The sequence below is a fragment of the Nonomuraea sp. NPDC004354 genome (assembly GCF_053602555.1).
On sequence record NZ_JBSGDV010000021.1, the window covers coordinates 69,559 to 92,412 of the forward strand.

Annotated in this window: 22 protein-coding genes; 9 read left to right on the forward strand and 13 right to left on the reverse strand. The window is 73.0% G+C overall.

The window, feature by feature from the left end; translation table 11 throughout:
• Positions 1-14 precede the first annotated feature (14 nt).
• From ACWENQ_RS38480 to ACWENQ_RS38490, 3 genes are read left to right on the forward strand one after another with little or no spacing between them, the layout of a single operon-like run.
• Positions 15-1,100: an acyl-CoA dehydrogenase family protein gene (locus ACWENQ_RS38480; protein ID WP_452418660.1), complete on the forward strand. Its 1,086-nt coding sequence runs from the start codon at positions 15-17 to the stop codon at positions 1,098-1,100.
• Positions 1,097-2,137 (forward strand): acyl-CoA dehydrogenase family protein, encoded by a 1,041-nt coding sequence (locus tag ACWENQ_RS38485; protein WP_452418662.1) that lies wholly within the window; start codon positions 1,097-1,099, stop codon positions 2,135-2,137. Before ACWENQ_RS38480 ends, ACWENQ_RS38485 begins: the two co-directional genes overlap by 4 nt.
• The gene (locus ACWENQ_RS38490; protein ID WP_452418663.1) at positions 2,134-2,958 is read left to right on the forward strand and encodes a TIGR03619 family F420-dependent LLM class oxidoreductase; all 825 of its coding nucleotides are present in this window, start codon (positions 2,134-2,136) and stop codon (positions 2,956-2,958) included. The genes ACWENQ_RS38485 and ACWENQ_RS38490 overlap by 4 nt, the downstream gene beginning before the upstream one ends.
• A 317-nt stretch (positions 2,959-3,275) precedes the next feature.
• Here ACWENQ_RS38490 and ACWENQ_RS38495 read toward each other — a convergent pair whose 3' ends face one another.
• Entirely contained in the window at positions 3,276-5,825 is a 2,550-nt protein-coding gene (locus ACWENQ_RS38495) for a CHAP domain-containing protein (protein ID WP_452418665.1), read from the reverse strand.
• A 204-nt stretch (positions 5,826-6,029) separates the two neighbouring features.
• On the opposite strand from ACWENQ_RS38495, the gene ACWENQ_RS38500 reads away from it, so the two are divergent.
• Both ACWENQ_RS38500 and ACWENQ_RS38505 read left to right on the forward strand, forming a co-directional pair.
• Positions 6,030-6,641 (forward strand): PaaI family thioesterase, encoded by a 612-nt coding sequence (locus tag ACWENQ_RS38500; protein WP_354917992.1) that lies wholly within the window; start codon positions 6,030-6,032, stop codon positions 6,639-6,641.
• Positions 6,642-6,749: 108 nt separating this feature from the next.
• A complete protein-coding gene (locus ACWENQ_RS38505) occupies positions 6,750-7,676 on the forward strand; it encodes a hypothetical protein (protein WP_452418667.1) in 927 nt (308 codons plus the stop codon).
• A gap of 103 nt (positions 7,677-7,779) precedes the next feature.
• On the opposite strand, the gene ACWENQ_RS38510 is transcribed toward ACWENQ_RS38505, so the two are convergent.
• The 6 genes from ACWENQ_RS38510 to ACWENQ_RS38535 all read right to left on the reverse strand — a co-directional run bounded on the left by ACWENQ_RS38510 (position 7,780) and on the right by ACWENQ_RS38535 (position 14,730).
• Positions 7,780-8,529, reverse strand: coding sequence for a glucose 1-dehydrogenase (locus tag ACWENQ_RS38510; protein ID WP_354917997.1), 750 nt, complete (start codon positions 8,527-8,529; stop codon positions 7,780-7,782).
• Positions 8,516-10,639: an acetate--CoA ligase family protein gene (locus ACWENQ_RS38515; RefSeq protein ID WP_452418669.1), complete on the reverse strand. Its 2,124-nt coding sequence runs from the start codon at positions 10,637-10,639 to the stop codon at positions 8,516-8,518. Before ACWENQ_RS38515 ends, ACWENQ_RS38510 begins: the two co-directional genes overlap by 14 nt.
• Positions 10,629-12,131, reverse strand: coding sequence for a class I adenylate-forming enzyme family protein (locus tag ACWENQ_RS38520; RefSeq protein WP_452418670.1), 1,503 nt, complete (start codon positions 12,129-12,131; stop codon positions 10,629-10,631). Before ACWENQ_RS38520 ends, ACWENQ_RS38515 begins: the two co-directional genes overlap by 11 nt.
• Positions 12,128-12,442, reverse strand: coding sequence for a VOC family protein (locus tag ACWENQ_RS38525; protein WP_449929205.1), 315 nt, complete (start codon positions 12,440-12,442; stop codon positions 12,128-12,130). The genes ACWENQ_RS38520 and ACWENQ_RS38525 overlap by 4 nt, the downstream gene beginning before the upstream one ends.
• The gene (locus ACWENQ_RS38530) at positions 12,439-12,789 is read right to left on the reverse strand and encodes a Zn-ribbon domain-containing OB-fold protein (RefSeq protein ID WP_354918009.1); all 351 of its coding nucleotides are present in this window, start codon (positions 12,787-12,789) and stop codon (positions 12,439-12,441) included. Before ACWENQ_RS38530 ends, ACWENQ_RS38525 begins: the two co-directional genes overlap by 4 nt.
• Before the next feature lie 69 nt (positions 12,790-12,858).
• Positions 12,859-14,730: a protein kinase domain-containing protein gene (locus ACWENQ_RS38535; RefSeq protein WP_452418672.1), complete on the reverse strand. Its 1,872-nt coding sequence runs from the start codon at positions 14,728-14,730 to the stop codon at positions 12,859-12,861.
• Positions 14,731-14,944: 214 nt separating this feature from the next.
• Here ACWENQ_RS38535 and ACWENQ_RS38540 point away from each other — a divergent pair, with 214 nt between their 5' ends.
• Positions 14,945-15,805: an FRG domain-containing protein gene (locus ACWENQ_RS38540; protein ID WP_449929211.1), complete on the forward strand. Its 861-nt coding sequence runs from the start codon at positions 14,945-14,947 to the stop codon at positions 15,803-15,805.
• 93 nt (positions 15,806-15,898) lie between these two features.
• On the opposite strand, the gene ACWENQ_RS38545 is transcribed toward ACWENQ_RS38540, so the two are convergent.
• The 5 genes from ACWENQ_RS38545 to ACWENQ_RS38565 form a co-directional block, all read right to left on the reverse strand.
• On the reverse strand, positions 15,899-16,345 hold the full coding sequence (locus ACWENQ_RS38545) for a DUF4383 domain-containing protein (protein WP_452418674.1): 447 nt from the start codon (positions 16,343-16,345) through the stop codon (positions 15,899-15,901).
• Between the two features lie 92 nt (positions 16,346-16,437).
• On the reverse strand, positions 16,438-17,130 hold the full coding sequence (locus ACWENQ_RS38550) for a poly-gamma-glutamate hydrolase family protein (protein ID WP_452418675.1): 693 nt from the start codon (positions 17,128-17,130) through the stop codon (positions 16,438-16,440).
• A 242-nt stretch (positions 17,131-17,372) separates the two neighbouring features.
• Complete coding sequence (locus tag ACWENQ_RS38555; RefSeq protein WP_452418676.1) at positions 17,373-18,233, reverse strand: CU044_5270 family protein; 861 nt, start codon at positions 18,231-18,233, stop codon at positions 17,373-17,375.
• The gene (locus tag ACWENQ_RS38560) at positions 18,226-18,798 is read right to left on the reverse strand and encodes an RNA polymerase sigma factor (RefSeq protein ID WP_452418677.1); all 573 of its coding nucleotides are present in this window, start codon (positions 18,796-18,798) and stop codon (positions 18,226-18,228) included. Before ACWENQ_RS38560 ends, ACWENQ_RS38555 begins: the two co-directional genes overlap by 8 nt.
• A gap of 298 nt (positions 18,799-19,096) precedes the next feature.
• Positions 19,097-19,585 carry a MarR family winged helix-turn-helix transcriptional regulator gene (locus ACWENQ_RS38565; RefSeq protein WP_452418679.1) on the reverse strand — a complete coding sequence of 163 codons (489 nt, stop codon included), beginning with the start codon at positions 19,583-19,585 and terminating at the stop codon, positions 19,097-19,099.
• Between ACWENQ_RS38565 and ACWENQ_RS38570 the strand changes: the two genes are divergently transcribed.
• On the forward strand, positions 19,584-20,213 hold the full coding sequence (locus ACWENQ_RS38570; RefSeq protein WP_452418681.1) for a MarR family winged helix-turn-helix transcriptional regulator: 630 nt from the start codon (positions 19,584-19,586) through the stop codon (positions 20,211-20,213). The genes ACWENQ_RS38565 and ACWENQ_RS38570 overlap by 2 nt on opposite strands.
• A gap of 202 nt (positions 20,214-20,415) precedes the next feature.
• On the opposite strand, the gene ACWENQ_RS38575 is transcribed toward ACWENQ_RS38570, so the two are convergent.
• A complete protein-coding gene (locus tag ACWENQ_RS38575; protein WP_452418683.1) occupies positions 20,416-20,613 on the reverse strand; it encodes an alpha/beta hydrolase in 198 nt (65 codons plus the stop codon).
• Between the two features lie 360 nt (positions 20,614-20,973).
• Between ACWENQ_RS38575 and ACWENQ_RS38580 the strand changes: the two genes are divergently transcribed.
• A complete protein-coding gene (locus tag ACWENQ_RS38580; protein ID WP_449929227.1) occupies positions 20,974-21,372 on the forward strand; it encodes a hypothetical protein in 399 nt (132 codons plus the stop codon).
• Between the two features lie 408 nt (positions 21,373-21,780).
• On the forward strand, positions 21,781-22,734 hold the full coding sequence (locus ACWENQ_RS38585; protein ID WP_354918032.1) for an extracellular catalytic domain type 1 short-chain-length polyhydroxyalkanoate depolymerase: 954 nt from the start codon (positions 21,781-21,783) through the stop codon (positions 22,732-22,734).
• Positions 22,735-22,854 lie beyond the last annotated feature (120 nt).

Genomic DNA, 22,854 nt, shown 5'->3' on the forward strand with positions numbered 1-22,854 from the left:
GCTAGGTTGGGTGAGTGGATCTCGACTTCACCCCCGCCGAGGAGGACTTCCGCGCCGAGGTACGCGACTGGCTGGCCGCTCACGTGCCCGCGCGCTTGCCCTCCATGGACACGCGCGAAGGATTCGAGGCGCACCGCGCGTGGGAGGCGACCCTGGCCGGCGCGCGCCTGTCAGTGGTCTCCTGGCCCGAGGAGTACGGCGGGCGGGCCGCCTCCCCGATCGAGTGGCTGATCTTCGAAGAGGAGTACTGGGCCTGCGGCGCCCCCGGCAGGGTCAGCCAGAACGGCATCTTCCTGCTCGCGCCCACCCTGTTCGCCTTCGGCACGCCCGAGCAGCGGGCCACGCTGCTGCCCAGGATGGCGCGGGCCGAGGACGTCTGGGCCCAGGCCTGGTCCGAGCCCGGAGCCGGCAGCGACCTGGCCGCGCTCGCCTCGCGAGCGGTCCAGGTCGACGGCGGCTGGCTCCTGTACGGGCACAAGACGTGGAGCTCCCGCGCCGCGTTCGCCTCCCACGGCTTCGGCCTGTTCAGGACCTCCGGATCGCGCCACCAGGGACTGACCTACTTCCTCTTCCCGCTGGACGACGTGCTCGTCCGGCCCGTCGCCCAGCTCGACGGCACGCACGGCTTCGCCGAACTCTTCTTCGACGGCGTCTTCGTGCCCGACGACATGGTGCTGGGCGAGGTCGGACAGGGCTGGAAGATCGCGATGGCCACCACCTCGTCCGAGCGCGGTCTCACCCTGCGCAGCCCCGGACGCTTCCTCGCCACCGCGAACCGGCTCGTCTCCCTCGCCAGGGACGCCGGACCCGTGCCGCGCGAGCGGGCGGCCCGATGCCTGATCGACGCCGAGGCCTACCGGCTGCACACCTTCGCGGCCGTCATGGGCGAGCTCGGCGCGACCACCAGCCTCGGCAAGGTCTTCTGGTCCGAGCTGGACGTGCGCATGCACACCCTCGCCATGGAACTCCTCGGGCCGCGCGCCGCATCCACGCCGTGGTTCGACGCGTACCTGTTCTCCCTCGCGGGCCCGATCTACGCGGGCACCAACGAGATCCAGCGCAACATCATCGCCGAACGCGTCCTGGGGCTGCCCCGATGAACTTCACCTTCACCGAGGAGCAGCTCTCCCTCGGCGCCGCCGTACGGCAGGCGCTGCGCGACCACTGCCACCCCTCCGACCGCGGATCGGGCTGGAAACAGCTGGCCGAGCTGGGCTTCTTCACCGCGCTGGTGGACGAGGAGGCGGGCGGGCTCGGCCTCGCGCTGATCGACGTCATCCCCGCCGTCGAGGAGACCGGGCGGGCGGCCATGCCGGGGCCGGTCGTCGAGACGCTGGCCGCCGCGCCGTACGCGCCGGGGGCGGGGCGGATCGCCCTCCTGGTGGACGGGGTGGCGCTGGACGCCGACCTGGCCGACGTGGTGCTGGACGCCACCGGCGGCGCGCCGGCGGACTGCGTCCTGGAGCCGCTGGCCGCCGTGGACCCCGGGCGGGTGCCGTTCGCCGTCGACCGGGAGCGCACGGTGGCCCCCGTCCAGGAACGGCCGGCCGCTGTCGGCCCGGGGCGGGTGCCGCCCATGGCGGACCCCGTCGGGGAACGGCCGGCCGCTGTCGGCCCGGGGCAGGCGCCGCTCACCGCGGACCCCGTCCGGGAAGCCCCGCTCGCCGTGGCCGCCGGGCCCGGCGTGACGGGGCCGCTCCTGCGGCGGGTCACGGTCGGCGTGTCCGCGCAGCTCGTCGGGGTGGCCAGGGAACTGCTGGCCAGGTCGGTCGAGTACGCGAAGACCCGCACCCAGTTCGGACAGCCGATCGGGGCGTTCCAGGCGGTCAAGCACCGGCTCGCGGACGTGGCGATCGCGGTGGAGTTCGCCGCGCCCCTGGTCCACCGGGCGGCCCTGTCGGTGGACCGCGCCGGTTCCCGGCAGAACGTCGATCGGGACGTGAGCGCCGCCAAGGTCGCCGCCGGAGAGGCCGCCGCGCTCGCCGCCCGCGCCGCGCTCCAGGTGCACGGCGCCATCGGCTACACCGACGAGCTCGACCTGCGCTTCTGGCTGGCCAGGACCTGGTCGCTCACCGCCGCCTACGGCACCACCGCCGCCCACCGGGCCAGGGTCACAGAGGCGGTGTTCGGCGCGTGAGGTTCGGCGTCCCGCTCGGGCTCCTCCACCCCGCCGCGTGGAAGGACGTCGCCGTCGCCGCCGACGAGCTCGGCTTCGAGTCGCTGTGGATACCCGAACACCTGGTGTTCGCCACCGACCTGTCACTGGCCCGCTACCCGGGCACGTCCTCGCCCGGCATCACCCCGCACACGCCGCTGTTCGACGCGCCCGCCTACCTGTGCTGGCTGGCGGGCCTCACCTCCAGGATCAGGCTCGGTACGGCGGTGCACCTCTTCGCCCTGCGCCACCCCTTCGTCTCCGCCCGCGCCTTCGCCACCCTCGACATCGTCTCCGGCGGGCGGGCCGTCTGCGGGGTCGGCGCGGGCTGGTACCAGAGCGAGTGGGTGGCCGCCGGAATCGACTTCGCCACCCGCGGCCCGCGCCTCGACGAGGCCATCACCGTCACCCGCCGCCTGTGGTCGGAGCGGTCGGTGGCCCACCACGGCCGGTTCTTCACCTTCCCCGAGGTGGCCTTCGAGCCGAAACCCGTCCAGCGCCCGCTGCCCATCCTCGCCGGCGGCGAGTCGGCGGCGGCGCTGCGCAGGGCCGCCACGCTGTGCGACGGCTGGATCAGCATGCCCCACACGCTGGAGTCGGCGGCGCCCCAGCTGGAACGGCTGGCCCGGTTGCGCGACGGGCGGCCCTTCTCGGTCACCGTCCACGCCTCCTCGCTGGAGTCGCCCCGGGAGGTGGACGCGTGGGCGGCGATGGGCGTGGACCGCCTGATCGTCCGCCCGTGGACCCGGACACGGGACGCCGTCGCCCGCCTGACCGCCTTCGCCGCGGACCACGGCATCTGATCGCCCACGCCGGTTGGCCTTGCGACCCCAGCGCGGTCAGCCGCGCCGACCTCCGCCGCCCTGGCATGGTGGCGGGCCCAGGCGCAGCGGCCCCTGCGGCCTTGGGCGCGAGAGGCGCGGGCGGGAGGCGCGGGCCGGGTCGCGGGAGCCTGGGGCGGAAGGCGCCCGGCGGGTCGTGGGATGCCCCCGGGCTGGAAGCGCGGGCTGGGTCGCGGGAGCCAGTGCGGGAGGCGTCCGGCGGGGTCGTGGAGTGCCCGGGCGGGAGGCCCGGGCGGGGTGGTGGGGGGCAGTAGGAGGGCGCGGGCGCGGCGGCGGGGTCAGGCGCGGTGGCGGCCCCTGCGGTTCCGGGCGGAGGTACGGCCTGCGGCGTCGGAACCGGTGTCGGCGGAGGTGTCGCGGGAGGGGGCCGCGCCGGTGAGCACGGGTTCCTTCGCGACGGCCTCCCACAGGGTGTCCCATGGCTCGGGGGTCGGGACGACCGGGCTCTGGAAGAGGGGGCGGTGCGCCGGGAGCGGCTCGATGAGCGTGCGGAACGAACCCGGAAGGACCGGACCCGCGTGCTCCTGACCCGGGTTTGAGCTGGCTGGGCTCAGGTCGGCGGTGGCGGTGTGGGTGAGGCCGGCGTGCGCTGTGCTTGGGTGGGTGGCGCCCGTGTGAGTGGGGCCGGTATGCGCTGTGCTTGGGTGGGTGGCGCCCGTGTGAGTGGGGCCGGTATGCGCTGTGCTCGGGTGGGTGGCGCCCGTGTGGGTGAGGGCCGCATGCGCCGTGCTCGGGTGGACGGCGGCGGTGCGGGTGGGGCCGTTTGACGAGGCCGGGCTCGGGTGGGCCGGTACGGGCGTGGGGCGGTGACGGCGGCCCCGGAGCGGGGCGTCGGGGGAGAACGCGGTGGCGGGGGCGCCCGTGGAGGTGGCGCGGTGGGGGCGGACGTTCTCGGTGGTGCGGTGCCGGCGGCCACGGGCCGGGAGGTCGGGACGGAACGTGGTGCTCTCCTCCACCGGGTGCTCCCGGCGGCGGCGCCTGCCCCGGTAGCCGCCCAGCGACCTGGACTCCTGGGCGGCGGCGAAGGCGGAGCCCTCCCAGGAGGCGGGCGCCGCTTGCCCGTGCGAGGCGCCGAAGAGGTCGTCCCTCAGCGGGCTCGGGCCGCCGAACAGGTCGAGGTCGGTGCTGAGGGTGGCGTCTTCGTCCCTGAAGGGGCTCGGGCCGCCGAACAGGTCGAGGTCGGTGCTGAGGGTGGCGTCTTCGTCCCTGAAGGGGCTGGGGCCGCCGAACAGGTTGAGGTCCGTGCCCAGGATGGCGTCGTCGTCCCTGAACGGGTTGCCGCCGGCGCCGAAGAGGTTGAGGTCGGTGCTCAGGACGTCGCCCTGGCGGGCCGCGCTGAAGGCGTCGAACGGCGCCGTGGTCGAGGACTCCAGCTCGGCCAGGACCGCGTTCGACGCCTCGAGGCCCGCGGCGAGTGCGGCGGCCGCGTCGAGGTCGGACTGCCGGGCATGCGAGAGCGCGTCGAGCGCGGCCGGGCCGGTGGCGGCGACCGTCGACGACGCCGCCGCAGCGGCCGAGGCGCTGAGGGCGAGGGACGCGTCCGCGACCGAGGGCAGGCCGGTGAGCAGGGGCGCGGCCGAGGGAAGGCCGGTGACGGAGAACGGGGTCGCCGTGGGGGGCGCCAGTTCGGGGGTGGTCGTCGTCGTGGCGGCGAACAGCGGCTCGGGACGCGCCTGCCCCGGAGCGCGGCGGCGCGTTCCGGCGGAACGGCGCCCTGGCCGGCGCGTCGTGCGGGACGGGGCCGGGGCGGCGGGCCGTACCCGCAGCTGGCGGGTGCGGGCCACGGCCAGCAACCCGAGGGCGGCCAGCAGCACGGGCCCGATGATCGCGGGGGAGCCGAGGCCGGGCGCCGGCGTCGTGGACGAGGCGTCCTTGAAGGCCGTGACGGGTTCGCGGGTGGTGGCCTCGGTGTCGGCGGTGGCGGGCTTGGCGTGCTTGCCCTTCTTGGTGCCCGGCTGCTGTGCGTTGGTGCCGGGCTGCCGCGCGGCGGTCGCCACGGGCGCCTCGGCGGGCCGCGAGGTGCCGATCGAAGTGCCGGGCGAGGTGCCGGGCGAGGTGCCGATCGAGGTGCCGGTCGAGGTGCCGGGCGACGGGCTGGGGGAGCTGGGGGAGCTGGAGGAAGGGGAGACCGCAGAGGTGGAGAGCGGGGAGGTGGAGAGTGGGGCGGCGGGCGAGACGGCGTGCTCGCGGCCGGCCACGGACACCGAGGGGGCCGTCGAGGGGGCCTCGTGCCTGGGGATGAGCGCGGTGACGCTCGTCGTCTCGGTCTGCGCCGGCAGCTGGAGCCGGTCGACCTGGCTGGGCTCGGTGTCGGGCGCCAGTGACCCGTCGACCTCGGCCTCCTTCAGCTTGGCCGCGTCGAGCCGCTTCTTGATCTTCTCCGGATAGCCGTAGCCCGCGACCTTGCTCTGGTCGCGCTCCTTGCGCTTGGCGATGCCGCCGTCGATGTTGCCCTCGATCGTGAAGATCGTGTCCCCTTCGACCCTGGTGACGATGCCCACGTGGTCGATGTTGTCGATCTTGTTGGAGCCGCTCCAGTCGTAGAAGACCAGGGCGCCCGGCTTCGGCTGGTGACCCCAGGCGTCGTTCTCCTTGAACCACTTGGCGTGCGCGACGGTATAGGCGAACTGCCCGACCCACTCCTCGTAGCCGAGCTTGTGGGCCGCCCAGGACAGGAACATGTCACACCAGGGAGCGCCGCTGTAGTCGGCGTCGAACTCGACCGTCTTGCCGTACCAGTCGCCGAACTTGGTGTACGCGCCTTTGCCCTCGGAGTAGCCGAGTTCGCTCTCGAGGAGCTTGATGAGCTTGTCTGTCTCTGGGGTCATGGAAGTATGGGGAAACCTTCCGTGCACGATGGGGCTCGTGAGGTTGGAGGCTACCTTGGGAAAGAGCAGGTCAAGCACGTCCCAACCGCGGCCCGGGCGATCCCGGAAGGTGAAACCCCAGGTCAAGAGCGATTCAGGATTTTCTCCAGAAAACCGACATATCCCAAAAAGATCTACCGAATGGGGTTCGGTAAGGTGTGCCGCATGTCGGTCGAACTAGGAACCGAGGAAACCCGCCTCGCCGCCCTCTGTGCCCTTACCCAGCAGACCCGTGAGCTGATGGACGCGGTCGCGCTGACCGACGTCGCCGAGGCCGATCTGGTCGCCGCCACCGCCGCCCTGGCCGCGGTCACCGAGCGCCTGCGCGCCACCGTCCGCCAGACGCCCCAGCCGTTCGAGATCGCCCCCGACGGCACGCTGCGGCACCTCGGCAACGCCGTCACCGGCGCCGCGAACCCGCACGCGCTGCCCCTGGTCATCGAGGTCTTCGACGGCGGCGTGCGGGCTGACGTGATCTTCAAGCCGATGCACGAGGGCCCGCCGAACGGCGTCCACGGCGGCATTAGCGCCATGATCCTCGACCACATGCTCGGCCAGGCCGTCGCCACCGCGGGCTCGGCGGGGATGACGGGCACGCTGACCGTCCGCTACCGCAGCCCGGTGCCGTACGGCACGGCGCTGGTCGCCACCGCCGAGTACACCCGCACCGAGGGCCGCAAGACATGGGCGGAGGGCCGCATCGCGCTGCCGGGCGGCGAGACGCTGGTGGAGGCCACGGGCCTGTTCATCACCCCCGCGGCGTGGCTGGGCCTCTGACCCCGAAGCGGTCCGCGACGGCCCTGACCTGGCCGGAAGATCGTCACGCACAGTGAGCGTTATCGATTCGTTGTCAACCGGGGGTGAGTCTTCCGGGTCCAACCCGATGTGAAGATCTTGTACGGCACGTTCGCGTTCGTCCTGCTGGCCCAGGTGCTCAGCGGCGGCTTCGCGTCGGGCCCGACACCTCTTCGAGCCGCGTGGCTGCAGGCGAGGCCGACCAACGACGGCGAGGTGCCGACCGGCACGTGGCAGCTCGAGTTCGCCGACGGCAAGCGGAAGAACCTCTCGGTGGCGCGAGCCGCGACCACCCCGGGGGACGCCGCCCCGGTCGCCATCAGCGGCGACGGCCTGCACCTGGCTTACGTCCGCACGAGCGACCGGCGCGTGGTCGTCGCCTCGATGGCGGGCGGCGAGAGCTTCGTCGGGCCGTCCGGCGCGCACGTCAGGGCCATGTGGCTGAGCGAGGACGGCAGCCGCCTGCTCATCGACCACTACGACGAGCGGCTCGGCGACGGACGGCGCGCCAGCGACACCGCCGACCTGCTCGTCGAGGTCGGCTCGGGCCGTACCGTGTCGCTGCCCGTGGGCGGCGAGCCCGCGGGTTTCAGCGCGGACGGGGACGAGGTGCTGTCCAGGCGGCAGCTGAAGGACGACACCGTCCAGGTGTCGGCGCACCGGACGGACGGCACGTCGGCCGCCTGGGTCCCGCCGCGGGACGTCGTGCCGGCCGACCTCGCGCTGTCGGCCGACGGCGGCACGCTGGTCACGCTGGAGCAGGGCAGGCTGCGCCGCTACGACCTCGCGGCCGGGCAGTGGCTGGCAGGGGAGGTGTCGCTGGGCCCCTCGGCGTACGGCCTGGCGTGGCGGGCGGGTGAGCTGACGGTGAAGGTCGGCGCGCACGGCGCGGAGAACCGATGGAACGTCCAGGTGCTGGCCGTCGACCCGGCGACGGGTGCGACACGCACGGTGGACAGCTACCGGCTGCCGGGGTGGACCGACGACGGCGCGCTGTTCATGGCGGTGCAGCGATGACCGGCCGGATGCTCGCGGCGGGTGTCGCGCTCGCCGCCCTGATCGCGCCGGGCGCCCTCACCACGGCCGCGCTCGCCTCGCTCTCCACGGGCGGGGGTCCCGGTCAGTAGCCGGCGCCCGTCAGCAGGCCGCCGTCCACGGTGAACTCGCTGCCGGTGCAGTAACTGGACCGGTCCGAGGCCAGGAACGCCACCACGTGCGAGACCTCGACCGGTTTGGCGAAGCGCTTGATGACCATCGACTTCACGAACGCCTCGCCGTCGACCTCGGCCATCAGGTCCGGGTCGGTGGCCATCGGGGTGTTGATCGCGCCGGGGTGGACGGAGTTGACGCGGATCTTGAACGGGGCGAGCTCGCGCGCCGCCGCCTTGGTCACGCCGCGCACGCCGAACTTGGAGGCGGCATAGGCCGACAGCCCCGCCGCGCCGATGAACCCCTCGATGGAGGAGATGTTCACGATCGAGCCGCGTCCGGCCGCCTTCATGGCGTCGATGACCGACTTGATCCCCAGCCAGGTCCCCGTGAGGTTGACGCCGACGACCCGCTGGAAATCCTCCAGCGACATATCACTGATACGGCCATATTTCAGGATCCCAGCGTTGTTGACGAGGATGTCGAGCCTGCCATGGGTGTCGACCGCGGTGCCGACGGCGCGCTCCCACTCGGCGGGGTTCGTCACGTCGTGATGGACGAACGTGGCGCCGGTCGCCTCGGCCAGCTGCTTCCCCTCGTCGTCGAGCACGTCACCGAAGACGACCCGGGCGCCCTCCTCCACGAACAGGCGCACGTGCGCCTCGCCCATGCCGCGCGCGCCGCCGGTGATCAGCGCGATCTTGCCGTCAAGCAGTCCCATCGGTGCCTCCACAGAAACGTTGACCGGCGGCGACGGCGATCGCGGCCGCCTCCATGGTTCGGTAGACGGGTATACCCGCCTCGGCGGCGATCGCCCTGATCTCGTCCTCGACACCCGGCGGGGCGAATTCGCCGTTCCTGGTGACGAGCGTGACCCTGACGCCTTCGACCTCGCCCAGGTGGCGGGCGTAGGCGCGCAGGGGGTCGGCGCTGGTGCCGTAGGTGAAGAAGCTCTGCACGTTCACGTGGGCGACGACGTCCTGGTACGGCAGGCGGCGGACGATCGTGGTGATCACCTGCTTGACCAGGTCGGGCCTGCCGCGGGGGCCGACCGGGACCTCGAGGGGGTTGGCCAGCGAGCTTCCCACGCCCAGGCCGAGCGCCCTGAGGTCGTCGAGCACGTCGGCGGGGAGGGGGTCGAGGGTGAGGCCCGCGCCGTCGAAGGCGTCGGCGGCGAGCACACCGGCGCCGCCGCTGGGGCCCACCACCAGCACCCCGGGGAGGGACCCCGAGCCGGTCGCGGGGCCGAAGTCGGCGGGCGTGCGGCGGGTGGTCGCGGGGCCGGGGTCTTGCGGGGTGGGAGGGGCCGGGATCGCGGGGCCTGGGTCGGTGGGGGTGCGGCGGGAGGGGAGGCGGGGGGCGTGGGACTGGAAGTAGGCCAGGGCGCCGATCAGGGCGTCCTGGGTGGTGACGAGCGTGGCGCCGGTCTGGTCGGCCAGGGCCTGCCAGATCCGGGAGTCGGTCACCATCCCCCCGGTGTGCGAGGCGGCCGCCCTGCGCCCCTGGCCGCTGCGCCCGCCCACCAGCATCACGACCGGCAGCGGACAGCCCGCCAGCGCCGAGAACAGCGCGCGCCCGTCGCGCGGATCCTCCAGGTAGAGCCCGACGACGGCGGTCGACGGGTCGTCGGACAGCCAGCGCAGCAGCTCGGCGGGCGTCACGTCGGCCGCGTTCCCGACCGTGGCGACCCGGCTGAAGGCCAGCCCCCGCCGCTCGCCCACCTTGATCACCTCACCGGCCAGCCCGCCGCTCTGCGAGATCAGCGCGACCGTGCCCGCCGGTCCGAGCCCGCCGCCGACGAACGTCTGCCGCCCCCGCGGGCAGTAGACGCCCATGCAGTTGGGCCCGAGCAGCCGCGTCCCCGCCTCGCGGGCCGCCGCGACCAGCGCCGCCTCCAGGTCCGCGCGGCCCGCCTCGCCGAACCCGCCGCTCATGACCTGCGTGTACGGCACGCCGCGCGCCTGCCGTACCACCTCGGCGCAGCGCGGCGCGGGCACCGCCACCAGCGCGTAGTCCGCGCCGGCCGCCGCCAGCGAGGGCACCGCGGGCACCCCGCCGACCGCGGCGGCCGTGGGGTGGACGGCCACCACGTCCGCGCCCGCCGCCAGGTAGAACTCCAGGAACATGTTGCCGAAGGTGGGCTTGCTCGACGACGCCCCCACCACGGCGACCCGGCGCGGCTCGAACAGGGCGGTGAAGTCCCGCGCGACGGGCGGGACGAAGGACGGAGCGGCGGAGGGCAGGTAGCGGGCGTCCACGGCGATCACGCCGGAGGGGCCGGCGATCACCGGGTTGAGCTCGAACTCGCCCAGCTCCAGCCGTTCCCAGAGCCCCCCGTGCCCGCCGATCGCCAGCAGGAGCTTCACGACCGCGTCCACGTCGGCGGGCGGCGCGCCGCGGTAGCCGTCCAGGAGGGCGGAGCCGCGCAGCGACGCCAGCATGCGCCGCGCGTCGGCCTCGGAGACGGGGCACAGGCGCAGCGCGGTGTCGTGCAGCACCTCGGTCCACACCCCGCCGAGCCCCGCCAGCAGGACGGGGCCGAACCCGGGGTCGCGCACCAGCCCGACGATCAGCTCGACCCCCGGCGGGGCCTGCTCCTCGATCAGGAAGCCGGCGCCGAGCCGCTCGCGCATCTCGGTGACGGCGGGGCCGAGCGTGTCGTGGGTCAGGCCGAGCCGTACCCCTCCCGCGTCGGACTTGTGCAGCAGGCCCGCGGCCTTGAGGACCAGCGGCGGGGTCAGCGTCCCGGCGAGCGCGGGGTCGGTGACCCCGCGCGGCACCGGGATGCCGGCCTGCCTGAGCAGCTCCTTGACCTGGTGTTCAGTCCACAAGGTGCCGGTACGTCTCTCGGATCTCGCGCCGCAGCAGCTTGCCGGGGCCGCCGGAGGCGTCCGCGGCGTGCGGGAGCGACTCGGTGACCACGATCGCGTCGGGCCGCTGGTGTGGCGGCAGGATGTCCGCCAGCGCGAGCGCGATCTTGGACGAGTCGAGCGTCTCCCCGGTGACCGGCACCACCGCGAGCAGGATCCGGCCGTCGCCGACCCCGACCGCGCCCGCCTCGGCCACCGCGTCGAGCGCCGTGGCCGCCTCCTCGACGGTGGAGGGCTGGGTCCAGACGCCGCCCTTGAGGATCGCGTCCTCGCGCCGCCCGAGCACCTGCAGCACGCCGTCGGCCGACAGGGTGCCGAGGTCGCCGCCGACGTACCACTCGCCGCGCAGCACCTCGGCGGTCGTGTCGGGCAGCCGGTCGTAGCCCGCCATCCGGTGCGGCCCGGCCAGGTTGATCTCGCCGACGGTGTCGACGACGCGCGCGCCCGACGGGTCGGTGATCGCGACGGCGCAGCCGGTGCGGGCCCTGCCCGAGGTGCCGAGCGGGGTCGAGCCGTCGTCGACCCGGCCCACGCAGGTGTAGGGGGCCTCGGTCTGGCCGTAGTAGGAGTAGACGCCCGCGCCGGGTAACCGCTGCTTGATCCTCGACAGCAGCGAGGCGGTCAGCGGCTCGCCGCCGAGCATGATGACGCTGATCGACGACAGGTCGACCTGCTCGTGCTCGGGCGAGCCGAGCAGCGCCGCGTAGAAGGAGGGGATCTGCGAGACGTGGGTGACCTTCTCCCTCGGGACGACCTTCAGGAAGTTGGCCGGCCCCCAGTCCTGCTCGAGGACCAGGCGCATCCCTGCGTGGAGGGCGGGCCCGACGATCGCGGGGAAGCCGATGCCCCAGATGATCGCGCCGGTGCCGAAGACCGAGTCGGGCGCGCGCGGGACGTCGAGCCAGATCTGGGCGGTGGCCAGGCTGGAGGCGTGCGTGTGGACGACCGGCTTGGGCAGGCCGGTCGTGCCGGAGGTGTAGTACAGCGCCAGCGGGTCGTCGAAGCCGGCGCCGAGCGGCGGCTCGCCCTCCTCCGGCGAGGTCAGCCCGGCCGCGTCGATCCACGTGGTGATCTGCGGCAGCGCGGGCCTGATCTCCTCGACGATCCGCGCGACGGTGGCGTCGTGGACGAACGCCGTGCACCCCGAGGCGGCGACCACCTCCCGCAGCGTCTCCACCGGCCAGTAGGGGTTGAGCGCCGCCGTGACGGCTCCCACCTTGGCCTGCGCGAGGTAGACCTCCGCCACCGTCAGCGTCTCGTTGAGCAGCGCCGCGACCCGCTGTCCCGGCAGTACGCCCGCCGCGAGCAGCGCGTGCGCGCGCCGGTTGACCGCCCTGTTCAGCTCGTCGTAGGTGAGGCTCCGCTCGCCGCAGTAGGTGAGCGCGACCCGGTCGGGGGTACGCAGCGCGTTGGCCGTCAGGATCGCGTAGGCGTAGTTGCCGTAGGGCGTCATCGAGAACCTCCGGGGGAGTAGAGCACGAAGAGGTTTCCTGAGGGGTCGCGCATGACCGCGCGCGTCTCGTGCGGCCCCGCCTCGGGCTCCCTCGCCACCGCGCCGCCCCTGTCGAGGAAGTCCCGTACGGCCTGCTCCAGGTCGTCCACCTTGAGGCAGAACGCCGTCGCGCCGGTGAGCTGCTCGGCCGGGCCGGCGAGCCCGATCCCGCCTTCCAGCAGCGCGAACCTGTCGCCGTCCTGGAACCTCACCGGAAGCCCGTAGAAGGCGATCGCCTTGCCGACGTCCTCCACGGGGATGAAAACGTTCACCTGGGCCTCCATTGCGGCAGTTCGTCGCTGAACGTCACCCGCACCGGCATCCCGATGCGCACCTGGTCGGGTGGGCACTCCACCACTCGGCCGAATGCGCGCGCCCCCTCCGGCAGGTCCACCCAGGCCAGCACGTACGGCTCCCGCCCGCGGAACTCGGGGACGAACGAGCGGTGCACCACGGTGAAGGTGTGCACCACGCCGTCGCCGGAGACCGGCTCGAAGGCGAGCTCGCCTCCGCCGCACCACGGGCACGCGGGGGCGGGCAGGTGGACCCGCCGCTCGCAGTCCGCGCATCGCTGAATGACCAACTCGCCGCGCGCGCAGGCGGCCCAGTAGGTGTCCATCGACTGCCAAGCTAGCGCACGCTTGGTTCACTCACAAGGGCGTCGCCGGCGGGCGGACCAGGCGCTCGCTCACGACTCCTCCGACGGCGCCAGGGCGGCCTCGCCGTCCGGCCACGGGCCGTCGTCGCCGGGTTCGGCCTCCTGCGCCGGCGGCTCCGAGGTGACCCTCGGCTCCGGCGCGTCCGGGTCAGGAGCGCCGGCGGGCACGCTGGTGGAGGAGGACGTCGCCCCCGCTGTCGTCGAGGAGGCGGTGGGCGAGGTGGCCGTGGAGGAGACGCCCGCGGACGGCGTGCCGGTCGGGGAGGCCCGCGTGGGCGACGACGCGCACGGCGGCCCGTCCACCGGGATCTCGCTGATCTGCGGGCCGTTCGCCGCCGCCCGCTCGGTCTGCACGATCACCCCGAGGTAGACCCGCCTCCCGCAGGCCACCGCACCGAGGTCGCGCGCCACCGGCACGGTGTAGGCGGTGCTGCCCTTCAGCTCCTTCACGTCCTCGTGGACCGTGCGGGCCGGCCCGTCGCCCTCCCTGCGGGTGTAGCTGACGCGCAGCCGTACGGGGCCGGGGCCCTCGGTCGCGACCTTCACCGTCCCCGCCGACCCGCTCCAGGTGAGGATGCCGGCGGACTTGACGGCGGGCGGCAGCACGCCCGCCCTCGGCGGCGCGCTCGTGGGCGGCGCGGGCGAGCCGGACGGGCGGCCCGGCGGCTGTGTCGCCGGCAGTGTCGGCGGTTTCGGGGGTGCCGGCGGTCTCGTCGTCGGCGGGGACGTCACCCCCGTGCCCGGCGGCCGGCTCACCGGCGCGGTGCTCGTGGAGGCACTCGTCCTGGACGCCGCGGGCCGGTGCGTCGTCCTCCCGGTCGTCGGTTTCGAGTCGACCGGCGTGGCGCCCAGCTCGAAGGGCGACTTGGGCGGGGGCGCGAGGAAGGTGCCGGGCCCCGGCGGCAGCCGTCCCCCGCTGACCAGCAGCGCGACCAGCGTCGCGACCAGCGCCCCGCCCGCGATCCACAGGTGCGGCGGCAGCCTCGGCGCCCGCCGCTCCCGCACCAGCGATCCCCTCGCCTGCGTCTCCTGGGGCGAGCCCGGATTGGCCAGCGGATAGCGCAGCGCGAGCAGCGTGGCCAGCTCGCCCAGATGCCTGCGGCCCCGCTTCTCCCACTCCCCGCCGAACCCGGCGACCGCCGCCACCTCCAGCTCGGCCGCGAACTCCCTGGCCGAGCGCGGCCGGCCCGCGGGATCCTTCGCCAGCCCGCGCCGTAACAGCTCGCGGACCGCGTCGGGCACCACCTCCACCGGTACCGGCTCCACCAGGTGCTTGTCGCGCAGCGCCGCCACGTCGGGCGCCCGGTAGGGCTGCCGCCCCGTGACGCACTCGAACAGCACACAGGTCGCCGCGTACAGGTCGGTCAGCACGCTGGCCGTGCCCGCGGTCCACAGCTCGGGCGCCATGTACGGCGGGCTGCCCGCCGGCACCCCCGGCTCCTCCACGTGGACGGCCAGGCCGAAATCGGCCAGCTTGCTCGTCCCGTCCGCCTGGACCAGCACGTTGTCCGGCTTCACGTCGCGATGCGCGATGCCCCGCTCGTGCGCCGCCGCCAGCCCGAGCAGCGTCCCCTTCAGCACGGCCAGCGCCGCCTCCGGACTGGTCCTGCGGTGCTCGGCCAGGATGGCCCGCAACGACACCCCGTCGACCAGCTCCATCACCACGGCGGTCCTGGTGGGCGTCTCGACGTACTCGTAGAAGCGCACGACGTTCGGGTCGTCGATCTCCACCAGGCCCGGCGTCTCCGCCCTGAACCGCTCCATGAACTCGGCGTCCCTGCGCAGGGTGGCGTTCAGGTACTTGATCGCCACATAGGCGCCGGTGGACTGGTAGGTGGCGAGGAAGACCCGGCCCGTACGGCCGGCGCCCAGCTGACGTACTTCGCGGTAACCCGGAACCAAACCAGCCCCCATGCGCAGCGCGTGTCACTGTTTCGACGGTCTCACCCGGGGTTCCGGTTGTCACGACTCACACTGTTTCACCCACTGTCACCGACAACTACGAGTCGTAGCCGTCCGGTGGTGTCCGTGTCGTACCAGCTCAGAGCGGGGACGTCCGCGCATAGCGGCAGGTCACGCAGGTGTGGAGCGGGGCGGCAGGGGGCAGCGGAGCCGTATGACGATGACTGAGGTGGCGTCGTGGCGGCAGCTGGACGACGCCATCCGCGAGGTGGGGCAGCGGTGCGGGCAGGAGCACGCGCACTCGACCCTGGTCTACCGCGGCCTGGCGCGCAGCGCCTACTCGCACGTGTCGGGACTGGCCCGGCTGGAGGGCGACTACGCCGCCCTCGAACCGCACCTGATCCGCAACTTCCGCAAGTACGCCCACACCAGGGCACCCGGCCCGACGCTGTGGGACTGGCTGGCCCTCGGACAGCACCACGGCCTGCCCACGCGCCTGCTGGACTGGACGTTCTCGCCGCTGGTGGCGCTGCACTTCGCCACCGCCTCATGGCCGGAGGACGACGCCGTGCTGATGGCGGTGGACTGCTCGGGCGCCCACCGGCTGCTGCCCGAGCCGCTGCGCGCAGTGCTCGACCGGGAGGGGGCCCTGGTCTTCTCCACCGAGATGCTGGCCGAACGGGCCCGCGACCTGGCGTGCTTCGACGCGCTCGGCCGGGAGCGGCCGTTCCTGGCCTACTTCGAGCCGCCCTCGATGGACGATCGGGTGGTCAACCAGTCGTCGGTGCTGTCGGCGCTGTCCAGCCCCGTGGTGCAGCTGGAGCGCTGGCTGGGTGAGCATCCGGACCTGTGGTGGGGCTGGCTGATCCCCCGCCGGGTCAAGGCGGACATCAGGGGCTGGCTCGACCAGGCGAACGTCACCGAACGGATCCTGCTGCCCGGGTTGGACGGCCTCGCGGCCTGGCTGCGGCGCTACTACAGCCCCAACGCCCGCTACGACGCGGCGAACGGCGGGGGCGCGTGGATGGCCGGCGCGGAGAACGGCCGCCAGCGAGAGGGACGGATGGACACGTGACCACCCCGCGCCACGCCAGGCGGTCACGCTTGTCGGGCTGCCGCGGGCCGGCCGCACGTCCCGCGGCAGCGTGGGGCGGTCGCGCTTGCCGCGCTACCGCGAGGCGGTCACACGGTCGCGCGTCAGCAGGAAGCCCAGGGCGACCATGCCGAGCCCCAGGAAGAGGTGCAGCCAGTTGTCCGCCATGTTGACGGGCACGAAGTTGGCCGGGCTGTGGTGACCGATGAGCAGCCCGTACACCCACAGCAGCAGGTAGACCACGCCGCCGACGATCAGGTAGCCGCGCGCGCCCGCCCAGGTCCGGGCCAGCAGGATGCCCGCGACGCCGAACAGCAGGTGGACGACGTTGTGCAGGACCGACACCTGGAAGAGGCCGAGCAGCAGCGCGCCCGACCCGGGTCCGGCGACGGCCAGCGCGTGATAGTGCGTGGTGATGCCGGGGATGAAGCCGAGTACGCCGACGAGCAGGAACACCGCGCCGACGACGAGCGCGGCCAGCTGCACCGGAGATCGGGTGACGGGTTTGCGCCGCGTGTCCATGAGACCCTCCTCGGGGACGAGGTCCTGCGGTGCAGCTACCCTCGGCCGGCCGCTTCACGCCGGTCAGGCCACCGATGCCGCTCCCGTCCCGGTCAGGAGAGCGCGCTGTCGACCGCGGCGACGTACCGGTAGAAGGCCTTGGTGCGGTGGGCGGGGTCCTCGATCCAGGCGCGGCTCAGGTTGCCCCCGGCGAAGAACTGCTTGCGCTGCCCGCGGCTCAGCTCCAGCTGCACCCCCATGCCTCTGCGGTTGCGGTTCGCGATGTTGGCGGGGCTGTCGCCGTTGATCTCTTCCGGCGTCGACGCCGCGACGGTGAACCCCGCGGCGCGCAGCGCGGTGGTGATCTTCTTGGCCAGCTTCCTGTCGCGACCGCCGACGTAGGTGGTCGCCTCGGCGCCGGCGGCGGCGTGCCAGGAGACGGTGTAGTCGACCGCGGCGACCAGCGCGCGCGCTCGCGGCTCGTCGAAACGGGTGGAGGTGATGTGCAGGTCGCCGTTGTCCGAGGGCTTGATGCCCTCGAAGGAGTAGAAGGCGTGCCTGCCGCCCGCCGCGTGGTCGGCCAGCTGGGTCGTCGGCGCCTCGATCGCGCCGCCGTGGATGGCGATGTGCGCCACCGTGGCCTTCCTGGGCAGGCGCTGGACGCGCCGGTAGTCCTTGCCCTCGGTCTCGTGCGCGGCCAGCTCGGCATAGTTGCTGTAGACGTCGGCCGGCTTGGCGGCATGGGCGGTGGGGGTGGCGCCCAGAGCGAGGAGGCCGGTGACGACGGCCGGGATGACGCTTCTCATATGGCGGTCAGCTTAGTGCCCGCGAACGAACAAGATGATCGCGGCGTGAGGAGACCCAGCGAAACGCCTTCTGCGCGGAGTGGCCTTCCGGTGGCAACGGCGTTGTTCGTGCCCTGCCGTACCGGAAGGTCTCGCGCCGGTGTCCGCCTCCGCTGCCACCCCTCCGGCGAAAACCTGCTGCTCCTGCGTGGCCTGCCGCTTTGGCCATGGAGCCGTCCGACGCCCCGGCCACGCCTGGCGGGTCAGTCGGGCAGTCGGTCGGTCCACTCGGTGGCGATCGTGACGGGGCCGCTGGAGTGCGCGGTGCCTCCGGTGAGCGGCGCCCAGACGGAGGTGTTCCGGAGCTGTCCGGTCTCCGGGTCAATGGTGAGCGTTTCCTGACCGTCGAGCACCGGCACTTGGAGCCGCCGTCCGCCGTCGGCATCGCCGAGGTCCTGGACACCGGGCCGGGCGGCGAGTGCCCGGTAGGCGGCGGCGCGAACCTCGGGTGAGACCGGGGCCTCGCTGATCAGGGACAGGAGGGATTCGATGGTGGCGCCCTCCTGCTGTTCGTCGCTCAGCTTGCCGGCGCTGGTGCGCAGACCGCCGTCCGCGACCGCCGACTTCAGCTTCTCGTACAGGCCGTTCGCGTCGGTGGGGAGCTGCCGCAGCGCCTCGAAGGTCATCCGCAGAGGTCCTATCGCGAACGGCTGGGGCTTGTCGGCGAACTGTGTCAGCTTGCCTTCGCCCTTGAGCCCTTCTCCCCTCAGCCAGAACCGGCCGTCCTTCTTGTACCAGTACTCCTGCCGCGGCTTTCCCTCCTGGGTGATGGTGATGTGCCAGTACGTCCCTGACCCCTCGGGGGCGCGTTCCGCGGTGGTGGCCGCGACGAGGAGGACGTCTCGCGCGCCAGAGGCCGGCGGGGAGTTCCCGACGTGTCCCGGAACGATCACCAGAGCGGCTGCGACGGCCGCGGCGGCCGCGGGTACCAGCACCCACCGGAGTTCGATCCCGGGGGTACGGCGGCGCATGCTGCGGCGAAGCTCCTGCCGGCGCCGAGCGACCACGTCGGGCGACGGGTCCGGCTTGGCGAGCAATGTCCGAATCTCGTGCAGGTCATCCATGATTGCCCTCCTGGGCCATCGTCTTGTGGATCTTCTTGCGGGCGCGGCTGAGCCGGGAACCGACAGTGCCGTAGGAGATGCCGAGCGCTTCGGCGACTTCGTGGTGCGTCAGGTCGGCCAGGCTGACCAGCAGCACGACGTCACGCTCGCCCCGGTTGAGCGCGGCCAAGGCCCTCGCCAGACCGGGTCTCATGTGTTGGGCGGCCACCGAGTCGACCACGCGAGCCTCGTGGCTGCCGGCAGGTGGCTCAAGACCCGCCTTGGCCAGCGCCCGGTAGTGACGTGCCTCTTTGCGCCGGTGGCGGGCGATCAGGTTGGTGGCGATGCCGAACAGCCACGGCCGCAGCCCTCCGCGGGCGGTATCGAAGCGCCCGCGGTCGCGGAAGGCCAGGCAGAAGGTCTCCGCCGCGATGTCCTCCCCGGCCTGGGTGTCCAGCCGGCCGGCCGCATACAGGTACACGTCGTGGAAGTAACGGTCGTAGACGGCCGTGAACTCCTCCGCGTCCAGCCGAAAGCGGGCGACGAGCTCATCGTCGCCCGCTTGCTCGCGTGTCTCGGTCGTCACGTTCGGTCATCCTCCTGCGATCGGCTCTCACCCTCCCTTCGCCGCACCCGCGTCGGCCTTTCCCGCTTTCCGGGGACGGCCCTGCCGGCGGACTTCCCGGTGCCGGGGGAGACGGGGGCTGCGGCGGGCAGATAGGGGATGCCGTGCCAGCGGTCCGGGGGAGACGAGGGCTGCGGCGGGCAGGTAGGGGATGCCGTGCCTGGGGTCGGAGCCGGTGTCAGCGACGCGGCGAGGCTCACCAGGGCGATCAGCGCCGGCGAGTCGGTCGCCAGACGCCTTGCGCCGCCGGCCGCGATCGCTACTCGGCGGCGGCACGCTCCAGGTTGCCGGCCATGCGCTGGAGGACGTCTATGGTTCGGCGGTACTCCTCTTCGGTGAGGCCGGTGAGGAAGGTGGAGCGGATGCCGTTCACCTTCTCGTGCACCGCGGCGTGCCCGGCCTGGCCTGTCGCTGTCAGCGTGTAGCGGCCCGCGTCGTCCTGGGCGAGCCAGCCGCGACGCGTGAGCTCGCCGGTGACGTCTTCCAGGGGGACCGCGCCGGGTGTCCAGAAGGGCCGCAACGCCTCGGCAAGGTCGGCGGCGGTCCGCGGAGACTGATGCAGGACGTTCATGATCTGCCAGTGCCTCCGGGTGAGCTGCTGGTCGGCGAAGACACGCTCAGCCGTGGCTTCGATGAGACGGTCGAGGTGCTTGAGCCAGTAGCCGATGGGGCGTTCCATCATCATGTCCTTTTCCATATAGATGTCATATAACAAGTAAGTGTTCGGGAGCATATACTTGCAGATCATGGAACGCAACGGTGATGAGCACATCGAGACGATCGAACGCGCCATGGTGGCCATCCGCCGCAGCCAGAGCCGGCGCACCCTGGCACGGCTCGCCGCAGGCCGCCAGGCGACCGGCTCGGGCGACGGCCATGAGACGACCGGCTCGGACGGCCGTGAGACGACCGGCTCGGACGGCCGTGAGACGACCGGTTCGGACGGCCGTGAGACGACCGGTTCGGGCGGCGGCCGTGAGATGGCCGGTTCGGGCGGCGGCCGTGAGATGGCGGCGAGCACCGCGCCGGGAGCCGGCACCGAGGTGCTGGACGTCATCGAGGAAGCAGAGGAGGCAGGCGACGCCGCGACCGTCACCAGCGTGGCCACTGCTTTGAACATCGACCAGCCGCGCGCCAGCAAGCTGGTCGCCGCGGCCGTGGCGGCAGGCCTGGTGCGACGTGAGGCCGACCAGGCGGACGGCCGCCGCGCCCTGCTCGTACGAACGCCGGCCGGGCGCCGCCTGTCGGCCGAGATCCACGGTTTCCGGCAGCGGATCTACGCCGAGGCCATGAACGACTGGCCGGCCGCCGACCGCGCCGAGTTCGCCCGCCTTCTCGCCGGCTTCGTGGAATCACTGCGGACGGTCACCCGCTGAACCCGCACCGGCTCGATCAGGCTGAAGGCCGCCTCCAACTCGCCGTCGTGGAGGAGCGCGACCGTCGGCATGTTCGGCCTGACCCTGGCCGGCGGGCGGTCGTAGGAGCCGCCGCCGCGGCCCCCGCCAGGGGTAGGTGAGGCCATGCCGGGCCGCCTTGACGTGGGGCTTGCCCCGTGATCACAAGCCCCACGAGCGTGGGTCAGCCGGTGCCCGGCGGCTCGCGCGCGAGTCGGTCGTGGGTGTCGACGCTGCCGAACACCCAGCCGGCGCCGTGGATGTAGAGGATCACGGGCAGCGTCCCCCGGGCGCCGGCCGGCCTGACGACGCGGGCCGGGCCGGTCCCCGTCGGCCCGCCCTTCACCCTGATCCACTCATCGGTGACGTCGGGCTTGGGCACGCTGGGGTCGGACTGCAGGTCTTCGAGGATCCCGCGACCCTCCTCGGTCGGGGGCTGGTGAGATGAACGGTTCCTTGGCGTCGGCGTCAGCGAACTGCTGGGCCGCGGGTTCCAGGACCGCCACCTCGTTCCGGGCCGCGTTCTGGGCCATGGGCGAAGAACTCCGCATCGTGTGAGTGGGTCGATGTCCGCGGTGAGTCCTGCCCCCACCCCCTTCCTTGAAGTCGTCATTTGGGATGGTTTGGGGGCTTTTTGGGCATGTGGTGTCCTGCCGTTCATGAGAGGCGTCAGGGACGGGGCGGGGAGATCGGCCGCCGTGGCCGGACGCATCGATCTCTCCCGGACGGGTATCCGGCAACCATGCCGTACACACCCGACCCTGACCACCGTCGCCCCGAAGGCGCCGGCGACGCGGTCGTCGAGGGCCTCGGCCGCCTGTCGGAGGCGCTGGAGACGACCGAGCGCGCCCGCGGGCACCTCTACTCCTTCCACCAGCTCACCGGCACCGCCGACCGGACCCTCGATGACGTGGTCGACCTGCTGGAGTCGGCGGGCTGCGACGAACTGGCCCGGCGCATCCGCACGGAACTGCTCGGCCGCGAGGTCCTGCCCGGCCGGTGGACCTTCCAGATCGTCGAGGAGTACGACGACGGCTACTACCAGACGTTCAAGGAGCTGGAACGGCAGGCCCGCACCCAACTGCTCGGCGGCAGGCGGCACGTCCACGAGGCCGAGATGCGGCAACGCCGCCAGACCTGAGCGCACCGGCCGGCCGTCCCCCTCCCGTTCCTGGAGCGTCGCGCCACCGGCGAGGACATCTTTCCCCCGGCCATGAGTGACGTGACGGCCGCGCAGGCGACGGCGCCGCGCTGGGGGTCTGGCATGGGGTGACGGTGGTGGGGCCGCGCTGGCGGTCTGGCATGGTGTGGCGGGCGCCCGGGTGGCGGCGCCGAGGGTCGCGCTGGGGGAACTCGGGCGCGGGCGGATACGGCGACGCGGTGGTGAACGGGGATCGTGTGCCCGGGCACAGCCGCGTCGTGAGCGGGCGATCCTGTGCTCCGGCACAGCCCGAAGGCGCGGGTCGGTTGCGCCGGCCCATCGACTTCGCGACCCCGCTGGCCCACGATCTCCCCTAAGCCTCGGCCACCCCACCCCACGGAGGCACGATTGAAACGTTTCGCCATCGCCGTCGCGCTCGCTCTCGCGGCCGCCACGCTGGTCGCGACCCCCGCGCATGCGGCGGGTACCACCTTCACCGGCACCTACACCAACGCGGCGGGCATCAGGGGCTACCGCGGCTACGTCCCGTCCTCCTACCAGCCCGGAACGCCGATGCCGCTGCTGGTCGCCCTGCACGGCTGCAACATGAGCGCCAAGGACATGGAGGACCTCACCCGATACAACGAGCTGGCCGAGGCCCGCGGCTTCATCGTGGTCTACCCCGAGCAGTCGATCCTGGCCAACCTGCTGCGCTGCTGGAACTTCGCCCCCGCCGGCAACCACATACGTGACAAGGGCGAACCTTCGATCATCGCCGGCATCACCGCGAAGGTCCGCTCGCAGTACACGGTCGACACGCGCAGGACCTACGTCATCGGCGCCTCCTCCGGTGCGGCCATGTCCGTGATCATGGGGGCGACCTACCCCGACGTGTACGCCGCCATCGGCAGCGTGGCGGGTGGCCCGTTCCCGGGCGACCAGAACGCGACACCCGAGCAGAACGGCCTCTACGCCTACCAGGCGATGGGCGCCTACGCCCGCAAGGTGCCCGCCTTCGTGCTCCACGGCCTGGCCGACACCACCGTGGACGCGCAGCTCGGCCGCGACACCGTCACCCAGTGGGCGCAGACCGACGACCTCGCGCTCGACGGCGGCGTGGACGACGACGACGTCGACGCCGTCGCCGACACCACCAGGCAGGCCACGGAGAACGGCCGCGCCTTCACCCACTACACCTACAACCAGGCCGACACGGGCGAGTCGGTGATCGAGGCCTACTTCGTCGAAGGCATGGGCCACCGGTGGCCCAGCGGCTGCACGTGCAGCCGGTACGGTGACCCGCTCGGGCCCGACGCCTCACGCATCTCGTGGGACTTCTTCATGGCCCACCCCAAGCCATAACCCCAGGACGGTCCTGGCCGAAGCCCCGCGGCCCAGGACTGTCCGCAGGACGACCGTGGCCGTGCTCCGCCGGCCACGGTCGTCCCCCATCCGGGACGACCCTGGCCCGCGCCCCCGCGG